Below are 17480 nucleotides of genomic sequence, written 5' to 3' on the forward strand. Positions count from 1 at the left end.
TATGATGATCAAGAAAATTGCTTGCCTGGTATTCTCTTTCGCGATGGCTGCAACCATAGCGAAAGCCCAGCAGCCGCAGGCTCCGCTGCTCACATTGAAAGAAGCGGTAGAAATAGCCCTGAAAAACAACTATAATATCAGGCTGTCGCAAAATAACTCCACCATAGCATCAAACAACGTTACGTTGGGCAACGCGGGGATTTTTCCGCAGCTTACCGGCGATTTTAACGACAATAACAGTCGCCAAACTACCAAACAAACCCGTAACGATGGCACGGTAAATAATATCCGTAACGCCAAAAATTCAAATAACAACTATGGCGTAAACCTTAACTGGACCATTTTTGATGGCTTTGCCATGTTTGCCAATTATGATCAGTTGAAACAACAGGATAAACTTGGCTCGTTACGACTGCAGGATACCATACAACGTACCATGGCCGATGTTATTGATACTTATTACAACCTCATCAGCCAGAATGAACAGATTAAAGCGCTTAAGGGCGCTATTGATATTTCGCGTACGCAACTACGCATCGCTACCGATAAATTTAACGTAGGCAGGGCTTCAAGGCTCGAGGTGCTGAACGCGCAGGTAAACCTTAATACCGACACTGGGAACCTCGTTATCCAGTACCAGCAATTTAAATCTTTAAAAATACAGCTTAACCAATTGTTGATCCGCGATATGCAAACCGATTTTTCGGTAACTGATACCATTGTGGTTGATGATAAACTGGCCCTTGCCGATGTGATCAATAACGCGCAGCTTCAAAACCCTGCTATCCTGTCGGCGCAAATTAACCGTCGCCTGGCCGAGATCAACCTGAAACAGGTACGCGCGGCACGCTATCCGCAGGTTGGCGTAACATCGGGTTATACGTTTACCAACAGCAGAACGCCGGCGGGCTTTACCCTATCGCAGAATGTTCACGGATTTAATTACGGGCTTACGGCAACTATTAACATATTTGATGGTTTTAACCAGAACCGCCGGGAAAAAAACGCCAGGATCCAGATTGAAAATGCCGAAATCAGCGCCAAACAAACCAGGCTGAACGTGGAGGCACAGATCAATAATCTTTTTGTAGCCTATTTATCCGGGCTTGACCTGGTAAAACTGGAAGAAGCCAACGTTAACCTTAACAAACGCAATCTTGATATTACGCTTGATAAATATAAGTTAGGCAACATTACACCTTTAGAAGTAAGGGAAGCGCAACGCAATTACCTGGACGCGCAATCAAAATTCTTTGCGGCGCAGTACCAAAGTAAACAGGCCGAAATTATGCTGAAACAAATCACCAACAGCATCAATATACAGTAACCGAAGTTATGATGCGGCGGTATGAATCCTTGTCCCCGTTTATTATTTAAAACGGGGATTTTTTAAACTTTTTTTAATTAAGTTGTTCAACGGCAACACTTACGCTAACAAAACCGCGTTAACAATTAAAAAAAAACATTTTAATAATAAGTTTAAAACCCTATTTTTGAGATATGACCGTCCCCTTTAAAACCTGTTTGCTTATCGACGATAATTACATCGATAACTTTGTTACACGCAGGGTTTTAGAGAGCAATAATTTTGCCGAGCAAATTATTGTAAGACAATCGCCCACAGAAGCTATTGAGTTGTTAAAAGACGGATCGGTAGACCCCGATGTGATTTTTTTAGATATCAGGATGCCTGTGATGGACGGCTTTGAGTTTCTGCACGAATTTGATGGCCTTGCCATCGCCAAAAAAGGTGTTAAAATTTACATGCTGTCATCGTCTCTTGACCCTACAGACATCAGGTTATCGGCAGATAACAAATACATTACCCAATTTATACATAAGCCACTTACCAATAAAGTGCTCGAAGAAATTTGTCTATGATCTTAGTTGCAGATAGCGGGTCATCAAAAACCGACTGGCTGCTCACCGTTTCAGACCAGGAAACACGTTCGTTCCTTACCGCAGGTTTAAACCCCTACTTTTTAACCGAAAAAGAAATAGCACGCGTGGTGCTTGAACAGGCTCCTGAAATGGTTGCCATGGCTCCCGAAATTTCCGAGATTTATTTTTTTGGCGCGGGTTGCAGCAGCCCCGACAGGCACGAGATCGTGTCGAACGCGCTTAGCCAGCATTTCCCGAAATCATATATCAGTGTCGACAGTGATTTGCTGGGTTGTGCTTATGCCACCTGCGGGCACGATAAAGGTATTTGCTGTGTAATGGGTACCGGCAGCAATATTTCATTTTTTGACGGCGAAAGCATTTACGACGGGCAGCATGGGTTGGGTTTTGTTTTGGGCGACGAAGGCTCAGGCACCTGGTTTGGAAAAAAACTGATCACTGATTTTTTATACGGTAATATGCCGCATGATATCAGTATCAGGTTTAACCGGGCTTATCCTTTAAACAAGGAGATTGTTATTAAAAATGTTTACCAAAAGCCCAATGCCAATACTTACCTCGCCACGTTCAGTAAGTTTGTCAGCGAAATTAAGGAAACCGAATACGGCCACGCTATGCTGGTTGAGGGGCTGGTAGAGTTTATTGAAAGCAATATCAAATCGTACCCCGAGTACCATAAATACAAATGCCATTTTGTTGGTTCTATAGCTTACTCCTTTGCTGATGAACTTACATTATTGTGCCGCCTGCATGGGGTAAAAACGGGCAAGATTATCAAACAGCCTATTCATGACCTGATGGACTTTGTGCTGAAGCGCAACGCCATGGCCACAGACTAAACAGCCCCATTTAGGAAAAATTCTTTGCAACACTAAACTACGGATAGCTTATGCTGCGCTCCTGAACAGTCTGTGTTCCTGCATCCGCGATCGGGTAAGTACCCAAATGCGGTTAATGATGACTATAGCAGCAGGAATACCCAACCAGTGCGCGTTAAAGGAAGCAGCCACATCGCCATGCAGCAGGTAAATAATACTGTGCCCCAGGCCGCAGCCGGGGCACCAGCCTATTCCCATCAGTTTAAGCGGGCATAAGGTAAAGTGCGATTCATCTGCCGGCGCAGCGAAGGCCATGGAAAGCATCGCCGCTATCCAGAAAAACAATTCAAAATACTTTGAAAATATACGCTTAATCAAGTTTTTTTGCCTTGTTTGTAAATATTAGTGAAACCGCCAGCGCCAGTACCACCCCGACAATTAAGGCGCCGAATATCCGCTCAGAAAAATCCTGCATATTGGCGCCGGATGGCGACACATAGCTAATGTAAAGAATTGAACCGAAAACAGCAATCACACCGCCCACAATTAATATTTTAAAGCTTTGAAAAAGGGCCTCTAAAAAACCCATCTGCCCGTTACATTCGTTTTTACGGTAACTCATCATACCCAGAAACAAGCCTATTGCCGGTATCACAAACGAAAAATATTCGGCAGGCGCCACTACATCTTTTTGGGGTGTTACGCCAAAGCGGGGCATTAAAAAAATCCATAAAATACTTAATATGCCGATGATGCCCCCTGATAAAACTGCATTCTTCATGATTATAATTTATTTGGTTTTATAAATATGTTTATGCCTTTTTACACACATAAATTTATCTTTTAAAAGTAAATAAGCAGGTATATTGTTTGCATTATTTTTTAGGGACATGCTTTTTTAGCTGGCTTTTATTTTTTGTTTATCTTTGCGCCGATTTGAATATCCGCGATATATTAGACAGATACAAAGCTGATGACCGGATCAAAGCGTTGGCTACCGCGCTCAACGCCTCAAAAAATCCAAGGGTTCAGCTCCGTGGTTTGGTAGGATCAAGCGATTCGGCCATGGCGGTAGCTTTGTACTTTTTGCAGCACAAGCACATGGTGTTTGTACTGCCCGACCGCGAGGAAGCAGGCTATTTCCAGGCCGACCTGGAAAACCTTACCGGTAAAGAAGCCTTGCTTTTCCCCTCATCTTACCGCAAACCTTTTGAGTTTAGCCAGCCCGATAGCAGCAATGTACTTGCCCGTGCCGAGGTATTGAACGAGCTTAACCATAGCGCCGAATACGGACAGCTGATCGTTACTTATCCCGAAGCCCTGGCCGAAAAGGTGATCGATCGGTCGGGCCTTGAAAAAAACACACTCGAAATTTCGGTTGATCATAAACTGAGCATCGATTTTATCAACGAATTTTTAATTGAGTACGATTTTGAGCGTGTTGATTTTGTGTACGAACCGGGGCAATTCTCCATCCGCGGCGGTATTGTGGATATCTTCTCGTTTTCGCACATGCTGCCCTACAGGGTTGAGTTTTTTGGCGATTATATCGAGTCGATCCGCACCTTCGAGATTGAAAGCCAGCTTTCGGCCGAGCGGGTTAAAAGCATTACCATTGTACCTAACGTGCAATCCAAGTTTTTAACCGAAAACAATATTTCCCTGTTAGAGTATGTGGAGCCCGGCACCCAGGTTTGGATAAAAGATGTACAGTTTACGCTGGATATCATCCAAAGCGGCTACAAAAAGGCCGTTAACCTGTGGAAAGCCCTCCCTGCGGATGAAAAAGCCCAAAACCCGGATTGGATAGACCCGAAGTTTGGGTTTACAGACGAGAAACTCATCGGCGATCAGCTGCATGATTTCCCGGTGGTGGAATTTGGGAAGCAGTTTTTTTATAACGATGCTACGGTGATCAATTTTGATATGCGCCCGCAGCCATCGTTCAATAAAGATTTTACGCTGCTGATCCACAACTTTAAAAATAACGAGGCCGATAAGATCGAGAATTTTATTTTGACCGATTCGGCCAAACAGGTGGAGCGTTTATATGCCATTTTAGATGACCTGGATAAAACCTTAAAATTCACCCCGATCAGCATTTCGGTGCGCGAAGGCTTTATTGACCAGGAACAAAAACTGGCCTGCTATACCGACCACCAGATTTTTGACCGCTACTATAAATACAAAACCCGCAAAGGCTACCAGCGTTCGCAGGCCATTACCCTGAAAGAACTGCGCGACCTTAAACCCGGCGATTTTGTAACCCATATTGACCATGGCATTGGCAAATATGCCGGCCTGGAGAAGGTTGATGTAAATGGCAAACAACAGGAAATGATCCGCCTCATTTACGCCGATAACGACCTGCTGTACGTAAACATCAACTCGCTTAACCGCATCTCCAAATTCAGCGGCAAAGAGGGTACCGTTCCTAAAATGAACAAGCTGGGTACCGATACCTGGGAGCGGCTCAAAAAAACCACAAAAAAAAAAGTTAAGGACATAGCCCGCGACCTGATCAAGCTTTACGCTATGCGTAAGGCGCAGCACGGCAATGCCTTCTCGCCCGATAGTTACCTGCAAACCGAACTGGAAGCGTCATTTCTGTACGAGGACACCCCCGATCAGGAAAAAGCTACCGCCGATTTCAAAAAAGACATGGAATCGCCCCACCCGATGGACCGCCTTATTTGCGGCGACGTGGGGTTCGGCAAAACCGAGGTTGCCGTTCGCGCGGCATTTAAAGCCGTTGCCGATAGCAAGCAGGTAGCCATACTGGTGCCAACTACTATTTTAGCGGCCCAGCACTATAAAACTTTTACCGACAGGCTAAAGGGCTTCCCTGCCAATATTGATTACGTAAACCGCTTTAAATCCAGCAGGCAGATCAAGGAAACGCTGGAGAAGCTGAAAGAAGGTAAGGTTGATATCATTATCGGCACCCATCGTTTAGTGAGTAAAGATGTGAAGTTTAAAGATCTTGGGTTGATGATTATAGATGAGGAGCAAAAGTTCGGCGTATCAACCAAAGAGAAGCTGAAACAGATGCGCGCCAACGTAGATACGTTAACCCTCACGGCTACACCCATCCCCCGTACGCTGCACTTCTCGTTAATGGGCGCGCGCGACCTTTCCATAATCTCAACACCGCCACCAAACCGCCAGCCAGTAGTTACCGAACTGCATGTGTTTAACGACAAACTGATTAAGGAAGCGGTTGAGTTTGAAATTGACCGTGGCGGTCAGATTTTCTTTATCCATAACCGGGTGGCCGATTTGCCGCAATTAGGCGGCATGATCCGCAAGCTGGTACCCAAAGCCCGCATAGGCATAGCCCATGGGCAACTGGAAGGTGATGACCTGGAGGATGTGATGCTGAAGTTTGTGAACCACGAGTACGATGTGCTGGTGGCCACCACCATTATTGAGGCGGGTTTGGATATACCCAACGCCAATACCATCATTATAAACTACGCCCACATGTTTGGTCTGAGCGATTTGCACCAGATGCGCGGCCGCGTAGGCCGGAGCAACAAAAAGGCGTATTGTTACCTGTTAAGTCCTCCTTTGTCAACCTTAACCAGCGAGGCCCGCAAGCGCCTTAGCGCAATTGAAGAGTTCAGCGATTTGGGCAGCGGCTTTAACGTGGCCATGCGCGATCTGGACATCCGCGGCAGCGGTAACCTGTTAGGCGCCGAACAAAGCGGCTTTATCGCCGAAATAGGCTTTGAGATGTATCACAAGATATTGGACGAGGCCATACAGGAACTTAAAGACGACGAGTTTAAAGATGTATTCCCCGATGATAAACCGCGGCCATATATCTCGTTTACGCAAATTGATACCGACCTGGAGATCTTGATCCCTGATGAGTACGTAACCAATATTTCTGAACGATACAACCTATACACCGAACTTTCAAAACTGGAAAACGAGGTTGAACTGGAGGCTTTTCAACAAAAACTGCACGACAGGTTCGGGCCGGTGCCACCACAGGTTAACAGCTTGCTGAATACCATGCGCCTGCAATGGCTGGGTAAGGCTATTGGCTTTGAAAAGATCTCGCTTAAGAAAAATGTATTGCGGGGATATTTTATTACCAACCAGCAATCGAGTTATTTCGAAACCGAAGCATTCCGAAATGTATTGAATTTTGTAAAGGAAAACCCGAGGCGTACCAACCTTAAAGAGGTAAAAAACACCTTACGATTGGGCATTGAAGGCGTTGATAGTGTTGATGAGGCTGTGAGGTTGTTAAGTGAGGTGGCCGGGATTGGGTAAGTAGAGCTGGTTGGCGTGAGACACGCCAACACAGTATAGAAAACTCACGCTCACCCCCCTCTACACCGGTTGCCGTGTCCTCACGGCAACATGCATGCTAAGCAAAGTGCTAATTCAAAAGTTAGGATGCTTAGTTGGCGTGGTGACACGCCAACGCGGGGATATAGAACAGAAAAACTCACATTTCCCCTCGTTGCCATGTCCCCAGGGCAACATGCATACTAAGCAACGAGCTAATCACAATTTAAAATGCTTAGTTGGAGTGAAGAAAAGAGTTGGTTGGCGTGAGACACGCCAACACGGTATAAAAAAATCATGCTCCATCCTGGTTGCCGTGCCCTCACGGCAACACGCAGAAGGCACAACAATCAAACAGCGTCCATATAGTGCGTTAACCAATCAAACTTTTTATCCTCCTGTTCATAAAACGAACATGATGAAAAATAGTAATCATTAGGATCGTTAACTAAATTCCAATGGGCTTGCAATGGATTGAGGTGTATATAATCCAGTTTTTGCTCCAGCATTTTACGATCAACCACCTTCTTAGCCAGGGCGTTTGGTTGCCAAAACAGGTGATTCCTATTCACCAAATCTGATTTAAACAGATCCAGGAAACCTTGATCATTCTTTTTCAATTCGCTCAAAAACCTGTGCCCCGTAAACTTCATAAAACTGGTAAACGGCTTTTCTTTTCCATTCATTTCGGATCCAGACCAAATCACATGAATATGGTTAGGCATGATCACAAAGCCATAAACTGCAATCTTTTTCTGTTGAACGAGCCACACAAGGCTATCTAAAACAATTTGCTTAAACTCGTCTTTTTCAAGCAACCGGATCCAGTTGTTAATAGTTGCGGTATAGAAATAAACCTCATTTAATTCCATCAATTAAAAATAACCAGAAAACAATGGCGTGGGTACAAATTTATTATCCGCTTACTAAAAAGAACAAACAAGCAGGGTTATTATCCCTTTAGTTTTGCATCGACTATTTTTAAAACAAAAAAAGCTGCCGGTTTTCACCAACAGCTCCTCAAAATATTTTGTTTTTCAATTAATAAACCGAAATGCTGTAAGGGATAGTTTGCCCCATTTCCAGGTAAAGTACCGGCGCTACGGTTTTATCAGCGGCATCAATTTTGCCATCACCGTTAACATCCTTAAACTTTACCGAACCAATAGTAGCTACCGGATTTTGCACCGGGCTTGCATCTATTTCGGCCTGGGTTTTGAAAATGCCTACAGGTAAAAGCCCGTTATAAAAGCTTTTTTGGGTACCATTAACCGCGGTAACATAATAGCCGCCTATGTAATCAACAGAAGCGTTTATTTTTCCGGAAGCATCGGCTGTAAGCGTATAAGCAGGCGCTGCACCATTGTTTACTTTATCAGGATCATCGTATAAATAAACGGTGGCACCTGCCGAAGCAGTACCGGTTAAGCCATTAGTTACCGTGATATTAACTGTAGATACGGTGGGTCCTTCCTTATCGCATGATGAAAACAAAAAAGACGCTGCAATGCAGCCCGACATAAGTAAAGATGTGTATTTCATAAAACCTAAAACGGGCCAACCGGCCCATTGTTTTAAATTTGCAGTTAAAAAACTTCCGTCCGCAAGCTCGTAACATGCAAAATCAGCTGTAAATCAACAGATAGCGAATGTTAACTTAATTCACCTTTTTGTAAATATCGGGCAGGTTCCGGCCCATTTCTTTATAATCGAGGCCATATCCTACTACAAAGTCGTTGTCAATTTCAAAGCCTACGTATTTAAGTTCATCAATCTTTTTTTGCAGGGCGGCGGGTTTAAGCAGTAATGAACAAAGCCTTAGCGAAGCGGGCTCCCTCAGTTTCAGCTTTTCAATAAGATAATGCGCCGTATTGCCGGTATCAACAATATCTTCAATAATTAATACATCACGGCCTTTAATATCAACCGTAAGGTCAATATCCTCGCGGATTTTAAGGGTACTGGTGGTACCGCCGTAGTATGAAGCTAATTTGGTAAAGTTAATTTCGCAGGGTATGTTAACCTGTTTAATCAGGTCGGCAATAAAAAGGAAGCTGCCGTTAAGCACACCAACTATTACCGGAACCGTATGTTTAAAATCCTGGCTTATTTGCGCCCCGATAACTTTTACCCGCTCTTCTATCTGACTGGCAGTTATAAGGGTCTCAAACTCGAGGTCATCAATCTGTTTTTTCATTTTCAAAGGGTCAGTTTAATTAAACCCTTATCCTGCCAAGCAATTTATAAACGCAGCAAAATTGGGTTTAAGCGACTAAAATACTATAAATCACTTACAATAACATGAAAAATAATTGTAACAGATAAGCTTATCTTTGCAGCCTGATGACAGACTATCAACTTTTTACCTTGCCTAACGGCATCCGTATACTTCATAAATATTGGCCTTCGGCAATTACCCACTGTTGTTTTATTGTAAACGCAGGCTCGCGCGATGAACTGCCGGGGCAAGAGGGGCTGGCGCATTTTATTGAACACCTGCTGTTTAAAGAAACCGAACGCCGCAACACCAACCAGATTCTGAACCGCCTGGAGTTGGTTGGCGCCGACCTTAACGCCTACACAACTAAAGAATATACCTGCATTCATGCCTCGCTGCTTAACCAGCACCTTGAACGCACCATGGATTTGTTTGAGGATATTTTATTTCATTCTACATTCCCGGAAGATGAGCAGGAAAAAGAGCGCGGGGTGATCCTGGATGAGATTGCTTCCTACCTCGATCAGCCCGAAGAGGCGATACAGGATGATTTTGAAGAACTGTTGTTTAAGGATCATCCCATAGGCCAAAACATATTGGGCACGCCCGAAAGCGTTGGCAAGCTTAACAGCAAAAACATCAGCGAGTTTATAGCCGCCAATTATAATACGGGCGAGATGATTTTCGCGGTACATGGCAATTACGACTTTAAAAAACTGGTGGCCCTGTCTGAGAAATATTTCGGCCCTATTGCTGCCAGTTACCCGCAAAAAAACAGGCAGGCGCCGGGCATTACCCCTCCCGGCATTCACATTGTTAATAAACCTATTTCGCAAACGCATTGCATTATCGGTGCGCAGGCTTACGCTTCGGCACACCAGGATAAATGGGGGTTGTTATTGCTTAACAACCTGCTTGGCGGCGTGGGTATGAGCAGTCGCCTTAACCTCGAGATCAGGGAGAAGCACGGTATCGCTTATACTGTCGAGTCGAACTATACACCGCTAACCGATACCGGCATTTTTTCTATTTATTTTGGAACAGATACCGAAAAAGCGGCGAAAGCATCAAAACTGGTACACAAGGAACTAAAAAGGCTTCGCGACCAGCAACTGGGCACGCTACAGCTGCACCAGGCCAGGCAAAAATTTATAGGCCAGATTGCGCTGGCCGAAGAGAACCGCATGAGCGTAATTATTGCCATGGCCAAAAGTATGATTGATTTTAACCGGATTGATACCCTGGACGAAATTTTTGAAAAGATAAACGCGGTAACCGCCCAACAATTGTTAACCATAAGTAATGAAATTTTTGATCCGGCCCGCCTGGTTACTTTGATGTTTGAGCCTAAGCAATAATCCTTTATTTTTGTACGATGAAATACCCTATCATAGCCTACGGCGACCCGGTTTTAAGAAAAAAGGCGACAGCCATTGAGCCCGACGAGTATCCGCATATTAAAGAACTGGTTGAGAACATGTTCGAAACCATGTATGCCGCTCGTGGTGTGGGTTTAGCCGCGCCGCAGGTGGGCATGTCTATGCGTCTTTTTGTAATTGATGCCACCCCTTTTGACGATGAAGAGCCCGAATTGAAAGACTTTAAAAAAGCTTTTATCAACGCTACTATACTGGAAGAAAGCGGTGAAGAATGGGGTTTTAATGAGGGCTGCCTGAGTATCCCCGATATCCGGGAAGACGTATACCGCAAGCCGGTTGTCCGCATGTCATACTATGATGAAAACTGGAAACATCATGAAGAAACATTTAAAGGTATGGCGGCACGCGTTATCCAGCACGAGTATGATCATATTGAAGGTAAACTGTTTACAGATAAGCTAAGCCCTTTACGTAAACGCCTGATAGAAAAGAAACTTAATGATATCTCCAAAGGGATGGTTGACGTTGAATACCGGATGAAATTTCCGAATGTTAAAAAAGGAAGATAGTTGGTTGTAACCCTGAAAAACAGAACGCCTCTCGTAAAAAAACAAGAGGCGTTCTGTTTTAACAAATACCAGCTAATCTTTAAACTGCAATTACTCATCTCATTTTCCGATTAAACCAGGCAATATAATTTCCGTATTTGAAATGGCATTTTTATTGCGTTATATTTACACAACCAATCAGTAAAAAATAAACCTATGACTACCAGACGCTCATTTTTAAAAACATCGGCGCTACTTTCGGCAGGTTTGCTGGCAGCACCCCGGCTATACGCCTATGACAAGAAATACATAGGGCTGCAATTATATACCGTTCGCGATGCCATGGCTGCCGATCCGGTAGCAGCTTTAGCCAAAGTGGCACAAACAGGTTTCACCTCTGTTGAGGGGGCAACCTATACCGGCACCGAGTTGTTTTATGGCATGAGCGCGAGGGATTTTTCGAACGTTTTAAAGCAAAACGGCCTGATTATGCCAAGTGCCCACTACCGTTTGGGCGAAGAACTGGTTAATGGCGAACAGCAGAAAGGCACCATACTTAACGACTGGAAAAAAGCCGTTGATGATGCGGCCGAGGCGGGGGTACAATACATGGTATGCGCTTACCTGTCGCAGGCCGAACGCGGCAATATCGATCATTATAAAAACGTGGCTAACATGCTTGATATAGCCGGCGAAACCTGTAAGGAAGCGGGCATCCAGCTATGCTATCACAACCACGATTTTGAATTTATACAGGAAAACGGTCAGTACCCATACGAGATCTTACTGGATAATACTGATAAAAACCTGGTAAAAATGGAAATGGACATATACTGGGTTACCAAAGCCAACCAGGACCCGATAGCGCTTTTTGATAAACACCCGGGCCGTTTCCCGCTGTGGCATGTTAAAGACATGGACAAAACCCCTGCAAAAAAATTTACAGAGGTAGGCAACGGCGTTATTGATTTTAAAAAGATTTTTGCACAGGCTAAAAAATCGGGCCTTAAGTACTTTTTTGTTGAGCAGGATATTTGCCCCGGCGATCCGTTTGCCAGCATCAGCCAAAGCATCAGCTATATTAAAAAGAACCTGGTGTAAAATTGTGTTTACAAAAGCAAAAAAGGCCTGCTATTAAAACAATATGCAGGCCTTTTTTGCTTTATAGACTATATCAATGGCACAAGGAAAGATGAACATTACTTTAATCAAATATCTGATCATCATTTTACTGGCTTCTTTCCTGTTTGCCTGCGCGGCGGAAGCAGAACCTCGCGGCAGCCATCAACTATATTCGTCTGCAACACAGCATTCAACTTTCACAGGTCAAGCTAAACCATAACGTAAATTTCTACAAACCAGCATAATAATCGTACCCTTGTTCGGCCCAGTAATCACGGGGGCGGGTATTGCTGAAATTAACCGAACCAATTCGTTTCAGGTTTTTTATACCATATTTAACCGGGATGATCAGCCTTAAAGGCGCGCCGTGTTTTGGCGGCAGCGGTTTTTCGTTCACCTCATAAGCCAGTAAAGTTTGCGGATGCATGGCGCTGGGCATATCAATGCCTACGTAATATTGTTTATCGGGCGTTTCCATACCTACGTACTCCAAAGCGGTTTCAGCATCCAGCTTAAAATGGGCCATAAAATCGCTGAATTTTACACCGCCCCAGTGCGAGATCTGGTCCCAGCCCTCCACGCATTTAAAATCATAAACTATCTCGGTTTTGGGTAACCGCCTGATTTCGTCGATACCGATGTTAAGCACCTCGCCATTGCTTTTTTTAACCGTAAGCTTCCAGGCATCTACATCTACCAATCCGGCCGAACCTATATCGCTGTTATGGCGCACTACTTTGGCAGCCATTTCTTTAGGGTAGGTTTTTACAAGGTTGTTGTTGCTGTATAACCCTCTTACCAGCTTTTCGTTGGTGTTAAGCACGGCGCGCAGCGGCAGGTGCGCCTGCCCGGTTATTCCATTAGGTTCTACCGGCGATTTGTAAAGCCAGCGCCAGCCGCCCCAGGCGGCTCCAGCCAAAACAGCAAAACTCCCGAAGGAGATAAAATTGCGCCTGCTGATGGTTTGCTCAACCGTAAGTTCCTTTTTCGCGACGCGCTTTTTGAAGATCTTACTCAGCTTTTTCGTTACTTTCATCATTTTTTATTTGAATAACCGGCTGTGGTGTTTCATCAATCACCTCAAACCCCGATATAACCGACCTGAAATTGTTCCACCCCGCCAATACTACCTGCACCACATGTACCACAAAAAACAACACATACCCAATGGTAAGCGCAAAATGCCAGATCCGGGCAAGGTGATAACCGCCGCAAAGCCAGGTGAGGTAATTAAATTGTACAGGCTTATAAATAGCGAGCCCTGTAATAAGCGAACCAAAGCCCATGATAATAATAGCGGTATAGGCTATGCGCTGCGCCGCGTTATATTTGTTTTGAGGCGGTGCCATTTTACGCAGATGCAGATCATGCAATAACACCTGCCAGGCCTCTTTAAACGAGTGCCTGTTAGGTAACAACTCTCGCCATTGCCCCGAAATGATGGTGTACGATACGTATAAAAAACCATTCAGCGCGAAAAACCACATAAACAAAAAATGGAAAGCCATCCCCTCGGCCAGGCGCCTGGGGATATGCAACGCATCATAAAACCACTGCGGGAAAAAACGAAAAAAGGTAACCCCAAAAATGCTGAACGTATACGTATCGCTGGCCCAGTAAATAAGCAGGCCACTCCAGATCATGATGGTCAGGATCGGGAAATTTACCCAATGCGTCCAACGCATTAAAAGCGGGTGTTTTTCTTTAATTGCTTTCATTTAAAGTTTGTTTTTGAAGCGCCTGAAACGGCTCCGTTTGCGGTGTTTTGCACAAAGCCAATCAACTCCCAGTTACCAGGGTCAAAACCGGCAGGGAGGCTTACTGTAGTCGTGCCATCGCTTTTACTTAAAGGCAAGCTTTGCAGGTTGCGCACAATTTGGGTGTGGGCTAACGTACGCCCGCCGTTTTCGCCGCTTTTTACTTTAATTACCGCCTGCTTTTGCACCAGGGCCAACAACAAAACCTCGCTACTGCTTGCTGCGCCTCCCTCCAGCTTATACCGTATTGTTGCGGTATTGCCGGCATTACGTAATGCCATAAGGCTAAGCTGAGCTCCACCGCCTGCCTGCAGCCCGGCATTAACGGCTTTACGTAAAGCAGCTTCCTGCGAGCCAACAAATTCGGTTTTACCGTTAACCACTATTTGCGGCGTATAAATTTGCGACAGGTTTAACCATCCGGCATATTGTTTTTGCCGCCTGGTGTAAGCAGCATTGCTAAAAGTATCCTTCCAGCCCAGCCTGTCCCAATAATCAACATGATAAGCTAAAATATAAACCGGCTTATCGCCGACTTCCCTTTCAACCTTAGCTACCAGCTCATCGGCTGCCGGGCAACTCGAACAACCTTCGGAAGTAAATAATTCTACCAAGGCAAAACCTTTACCTTCAACGTCGGCAACCTTGTTATTGTTACTTTTGGCAGCGCTTGTATAATTAATAAACGCTACGGCTATAAACGCTATGCCTGTAAACAGCAGCATAAGCGATGATGTCTTTATCCTTTTCATTACACCGGTATTAAATGAGATTCCGTTTTATCGCGTTTGTCGGTTTTAGGGGGAAAACCTTACAATAAATTTTTATTTAGCGCCAATCCTTATAAATATCATCATAATACATTCGTTATCAACAAGCAAAATGTAATTTAGTATTTAATGCGCGAGAGCGCTTTTCCAGGTAAATAAATTTATAATTTTTTGTAAGGATTGCAGCTCCCGCCCGACTAACGTTGCAATTGTTTTTGTATCCTCATTCATGATAACCGAAAGTAATGTATTAAACCCGCATCAATGGGTAAGTCAATATGCCGACTACCTGTACCTGTACGCCATGATGCGCATTAATAACGAGGATACCGCGAAAGACCTGGTGCAGGAAACTTTTTTGGCAGCCCTTGAAAAGGTTGACAAATTTGAGGGCAAAAGCACTGAACGAACCTGGCTTACCGCTATCCTCAAAAATAAAATTATTGATGTTTACCGTAAAAGGGCATCCGGGCTGACTGTTAACAGTGCTTACGAGGCCGAACAGGAGACAGACGATTTTTTTGACGAAGACACCGGCCACTGGAAAGCGAAGTACGCGCCGCAACCAATAGCTACTATAGATGGGCAGGATGTTTTATTAAAAAAGGAGTTTAACGGCATTTTGCAAATGTGTCTTGCCAAACTGCCCCACCTATGGAGGTCTGTTTTTACCATGAAACACCTGGACGATGCCGCAGCTGCTGTTATTTGCAGCGAACTGCGTGTTACCCAGGCTAATTTCTGGGTCATTATTCACCGGGCTAAAGTTAGCCTGCGCGCGTGCCTTCAAAAAAACTGGAATTAAATAATGAGCTATCTAAACAAAATACTGAATAACTGTAAGCAGGCTACTTTATTGATCGAGAAAAAGCAGTTTAAAAAGCTAAGCTTACGCGAAGGGATTGAACTGCATATCCACCTGGCCGGTTGCAGGTTTTGTAGGCTTTATAACAAACAAAGCCACATGATTAATGATATGATGCAGCAATTATACCAGGATCCGTTGAAAAATGACTTGAAGCTGGATGAAGCTTTTAAAGCAGGTTTGAAGGCGAGGATTGAAGCGGGTTTAAAGCAATGAGTTGACACGAATTGATAAATTACCTCTACAAATAACTTGAATATTTTGTATAGAAATCCACATCATATAATTGCAAGAGGAATTTCACACGAATGATTTGCTCATGGTACACAATTATTCGAATTACACTATTTATGAAGTAAAAAACCGTGTAGCGTTTTATTAAGTAGCTATTGTGTTTTAAATTATTACCCTTTGGAACTCAAATGAGGGTTTGCCGAAGTTTAATATAATACCAAGCTTAAGGCGCGATGCTTTCAGGTAATTTAATGTTTGTTTTAGATGAGGCTCGATAATATTACCGCTTGTTTTTACTTCAAGAATAATGCTGTCATACACAACAAAATCGGCAAAAAAATTGTGCTTTAACTCTTCTCCTTTATAAATGATTGTATAGGGCTTTTCGCGCGTGAAAGGGATACCAAGTTTAGTAAATTCAATTTCAAGCGCATTTTTGTAAACGGCCTCAATAAACCCGTGTCCTAATGTATTGTGGATTTCATAGCAAGCCCCTATTATCTTAAAAGATTCATCTTTAAATAAAACATTCATATATGCTGATAAGGTTTATCGAATTTAGAAATTTCCACACGAATCATCGGCACATCGTAGACAATTATCCGAATTACATAAATTTATGAAGTAAAGGCAAATTCGTGTAATTCGCTAATTCGTAAAAATTCGTGTAGAAATTCCTATCATGTAATTGCAAGAGAAATTTTTACACAAATGATTTGCACATCGTACACAATTATTCGAATTGCACTAATTATCATATAGAAAGCAAATTCCTTGATTCGCAAAAAATCCGTGCTGAAATTTCTAACGCGTCAATGGTTATCCCTATCCTTTGTATCCATCATAATAGTTACAGGGCCGTCGTTCAATAAACTGATCTTCATGTCCGCGCCAAAAATTCCTGTAGCTACCTTTTTACCAATGATCGCTTCAAGGGCGGCGATCATCTGCTCGTACATCGGGATCGCTTTATCGGGTTTGGCGGCGCGTAGAAACGATGGCCGGTTTCCCTTTTTAGTTTGGGCGAAAAGCGTGAATTGCGAGATCAGCAAAATGCCGCCATCAATATCAGCAAGGGCCTTGTTCATGAGGCCGTTGTCATCGCCAAAAACACGCATACCGGCAATTTTATTAGCCAGCCATTGCAGATCTTCGGTGGTATCGGCATCTTCAATGCCTAACAGCACTAAAAATCCATTGCCAATTTCGCCGGTTATTTTGCCGTCAACAGTACAGCTTGCCTGGGTAACGCGTTGTAATACAGCTCTCATATGTTTTACACGAATTGCTTTTGTTATCGGTCACAATTTAGTCGAATTTCACTAATCATCATACAATTCGCGGAATTCGATCAAATTGCTGCTCCATGAAGAACGTTGGCTCAAAAGTCAATTCGTGTAATTCGTGTAATTCGCATAAATTCTTTACGCCGCACAAAGCATTCGTGTCAAATATAAATTCGTACAAATTCTAAAAACCACGCCAGGCATTCGTGCTAAATATCAATTAGTACCAAATCCATGCGTATAATTAATGCTTAATTATTTAAGTTCGCAACCGCTATT

Annotated in this window: 20 protein-coding genes; 10 read left to right on the plus strand and 10 right to left on the minus strand. The window is 43.7% G+C overall.

Annotated features, from left to right (window positions below):
• Position 1: 1 nt before the first annotated feature.
• The 3 genes from LX99_RS24100 to LX99_RS24110 all read left to right on the plus strand — a co-directional run bounded on the left by LX99_RS24100 (position 2) and on the right by LX99_RS24110 (position 2741).
• Positions 2 to 1327, plus strand: coding sequence for a TolC family protein (locus LX99_RS24100; protein ID WP_109610662.1), 1326 nt, complete (start codon positions 2 to 4; stop codon positions 1325 to 1327).
• A gap of 173 nt (positions 1328 to 1500) precedes the next feature.
• Positions 1501 to 1881, plus strand: coding sequence for a response regulator (locus tag LX99_RS24105; protein ID WP_109610664.1), 381 nt, complete (start codon positions 1501 to 1503; stop codon positions 1879 to 1881).
• The gene (locus LX99_RS24110; protein ID WP_109610666.1) at positions 1878 to 2741 is read left to right on the plus strand and encodes an N-acetylglucosamine kinase; all 864 of its coding nucleotides are present in this window, start codon (positions 1878 to 1880) and stop codon (positions 2739 to 2741) included. Before LX99_RS24105 ends, LX99_RS24110 begins: the two co-directional genes overlap by 4 nt.
• Positions 2742 to 2789: 48 nt before the next feature.
• Here the strand turns inward: LX99_RS24110 and LX99_RS24115 are convergent, their stop codons facing one another.
• Both LX99_RS24115 and LX99_RS24120 read right to left on the minus strand, forming a co-directional pair.
• A complete protein-coding gene (locus tag LX99_RS24115; RefSeq protein ID WP_245928005.1) occupies positions 2790 to 3098 on the minus strand; it encodes a DUF2752 domain-containing protein in 309 nt (102 codons plus the stop codon).
• Positions 3091 to 3501: a DUF4199 domain-containing protein gene (locus LX99_RS24120; RefSeq protein ID WP_109610668.1), complete on the minus strand. Its 411-nt coding sequence runs from the start codon at positions 3499 to 3501 to the stop codon at positions 3091 to 3093. The genes LX99_RS24115 and LX99_RS24120 overlap by 8 nt, the downstream gene beginning before the upstream one ends.
• A gap of 155 nt (positions 3502 to 3656) precedes the next feature.
• Between LX99_RS24120 and mfd the strand changes: the two genes are divergently transcribed.
• On the plus strand, positions 3657 to 7004 hold the full coding sequence (gene mfd / locus LX99_RS24125; protein WP_109610739.1) for a transcription-repair coupling factor: 3348 nt from the start codon (positions 3657 to 3659) through the stop codon (positions 7002 to 7004).
• Between the two features lie 368 nt (positions 7005 to 7372).
• On the opposite strand, the gene LX99_RS24130 is transcribed toward mfd, so the two are convergent.
• The 3 genes from LX99_RS24130 to hpt all read right to left on the minus strand — a co-directional run bounded on the left by LX99_RS24130 (position 7373) and on the right by hpt (position 9219).
• Entirely contained in the window at positions 7373 to 7894 is a 522-nt protein-coding gene (locus LX99_RS24130) for a transposase (RefSeq protein ID WP_109610671.1), read from the minus strand.
• Between the two features lie 169 nt (positions 7895 to 8063).
• The gene (locus LX99_RS24135; RefSeq protein ID WP_146203212.1) at positions 8064 to 8564 is read right to left on the minus strand and encodes a hypothetical protein; all 501 of its coding nucleotides are present in this window, start codon (positions 8562 to 8564) and stop codon (positions 8064 to 8066) included.
• 115 nt (positions 8565 to 8679) lie between these two features.
• The gene (hpt, locus tag LX99_RS24140; RefSeq protein WP_109610675.1) at positions 8680 to 9219 is read right to left on the minus strand and encodes a hypoxanthine phosphoribosyltransferase; all 540 of its coding nucleotides are present in this window, start codon (positions 9217 to 9219) and stop codon (positions 8680 to 8682) included.
• Between the two features lie 146 nt (positions 9220 to 9365).
• On the opposite strand from hpt, the gene LX99_RS24145 reads away from it, so the two are divergent.
• From LX99_RS24145 to LX99_RS25840, 4 genes are all read left to right on the plus strand, one after another.
• Positions 9366 to 10598 (plus strand): M16 family metallopeptidase, encoded by a 1233-nt coding sequence (locus LX99_RS24145; protein WP_109610678.1) that lies wholly within the window; start codon positions 9366 to 9368, stop codon positions 10596 to 10598.
• 17 nt (positions 10599 to 10615) lie between these two features.
• The gene (gene def / locus LX99_RS24150; protein WP_109610680.1) at positions 10616 to 11188 is read left to right on the plus strand and encodes a peptide deformylase; all 573 of its coding nucleotides are present in this window, start codon (positions 10616 to 10618) and stop codon (positions 11186 to 11188) included.
• 195 nt (positions 11189 to 11383) lie between these two features.
• Positions 11384 to 12268 carry a sugar phosphate isomerase/epimerase family protein gene (locus LX99_RS24155; protein WP_109610682.1) on the plus strand — a complete coding sequence of 295 codons (885 nt, stop codon included), beginning with the start codon at positions 11384 to 11386 and terminating at the stop codon, positions 12266 to 12268.
• Positions 12269 to 12344: 76 nt separating this feature from the next.
• Positions 12345 to 12509: a hypothetical protein gene (locus LX99_RS25840; protein WP_170122790.1), complete on the plus strand. Its 165-nt coding sequence runs from the start codon at positions 12345 to 12347 to the stop codon at positions 12507 to 12509.
• A 9-nt stretch (positions 12510 to 12518) separates the two neighbouring features.
• Here the strand turns inward: LX99_RS25840 and LX99_RS24160 are convergent, their stop codons facing one another.
• The 3 genes from LX99_RS24160 to LX99_RS24170 are packed head-to-tail and all read right to left on the minus strand — an operon-like array spanning position 12519 to position 14798.
• Complete coding sequence (locus LX99_RS24160) at positions 12519 to 13328, minus strand: molybdopterin-dependent oxidoreductase (RefSeq protein WP_245928006.1); 810 nt, start codon at positions 13326 to 13328, stop codon at positions 12519 to 12521.
• On the minus strand, positions 13300 to 14007 hold the full coding sequence (locus LX99_RS24165) for a cytochrome b/b6 domain-containing protein (RefSeq protein WP_109610684.1): 708 nt from the start codon (positions 14005 to 14007) through the stop codon (positions 13300 to 13302). Before LX99_RS24165 ends, LX99_RS24160 begins: the two co-directional genes overlap by 29 nt.
• A complete protein-coding gene (locus tag LX99_RS24170) occupies positions 14004 to 14798 on the minus strand; it encodes a DUF1223 domain-containing protein (RefSeq protein ID WP_109610686.1) in 795 nt (264 codons plus the stop codon). The genes LX99_RS24165 and LX99_RS24170 overlap by 4 nt, the downstream gene beginning before the upstream one ends.
• Positions 14799 to 15045: 247 nt before the next feature.
• On the opposite strand from LX99_RS24170, the gene LX99_RS24175 reads away from it, so the two are divergent.
• Positions 15046 to 15621: a sigma-70 family RNA polymerase sigma factor gene (locus tag LX99_RS24175; RefSeq protein ID WP_109610688.1), complete on the plus strand. Its 576-nt coding sequence runs from the start codon at positions 15046 to 15048 to the stop codon at positions 15619 to 15621.
• A 3-nt stretch (positions 15622 to 15624) separates the two neighbouring features.
• The gene (locus LX99_RS24180) at positions 15625 to 15897 is read left to right on the plus strand and encodes a hypothetical protein (RefSeq protein ID WP_109610690.1); all 273 of its coding nucleotides are present in this window, start codon (positions 15625 to 15627) and stop codon (positions 15895 to 15897) included.
• A 180-nt stretch (positions 15898 to 16077) separates the two neighbouring features.
• Here LX99_RS24180 and LX99_RS24185 read toward each other — a convergent pair whose 3' ends face one another.
• Entirely contained in the window at positions 16078 to 16449 is a 372-nt protein-coding gene (locus LX99_RS24185; RefSeq protein WP_109610692.1) for a GxxExxY protein, read from the minus strand.
• 278 nt (positions 16450 to 16727) lie between these two features.
• Positions 16728 to 17186 (minus strand): D-aminoacyl-tRNA deacylase, encoded by a 459-nt coding sequence (dtd, locus tag LX99_RS24190; RefSeq protein WP_109610695.1) that lies wholly within the window; start codon positions 17184 to 17186, stop codon positions 16728 to 16730.
• Positions 17187 to 17480 lie beyond the last annotated feature (294 nt).

Source organism: Mucilaginibacter oryzae, assembly GCF_003148845.1.
GTDB lineage: Bacteria > Bacteroidota > Bacteroidia > Sphingobacteriales > Sphingobacteriaceae > Mucilaginibacter > Mucilaginibacter oryzae.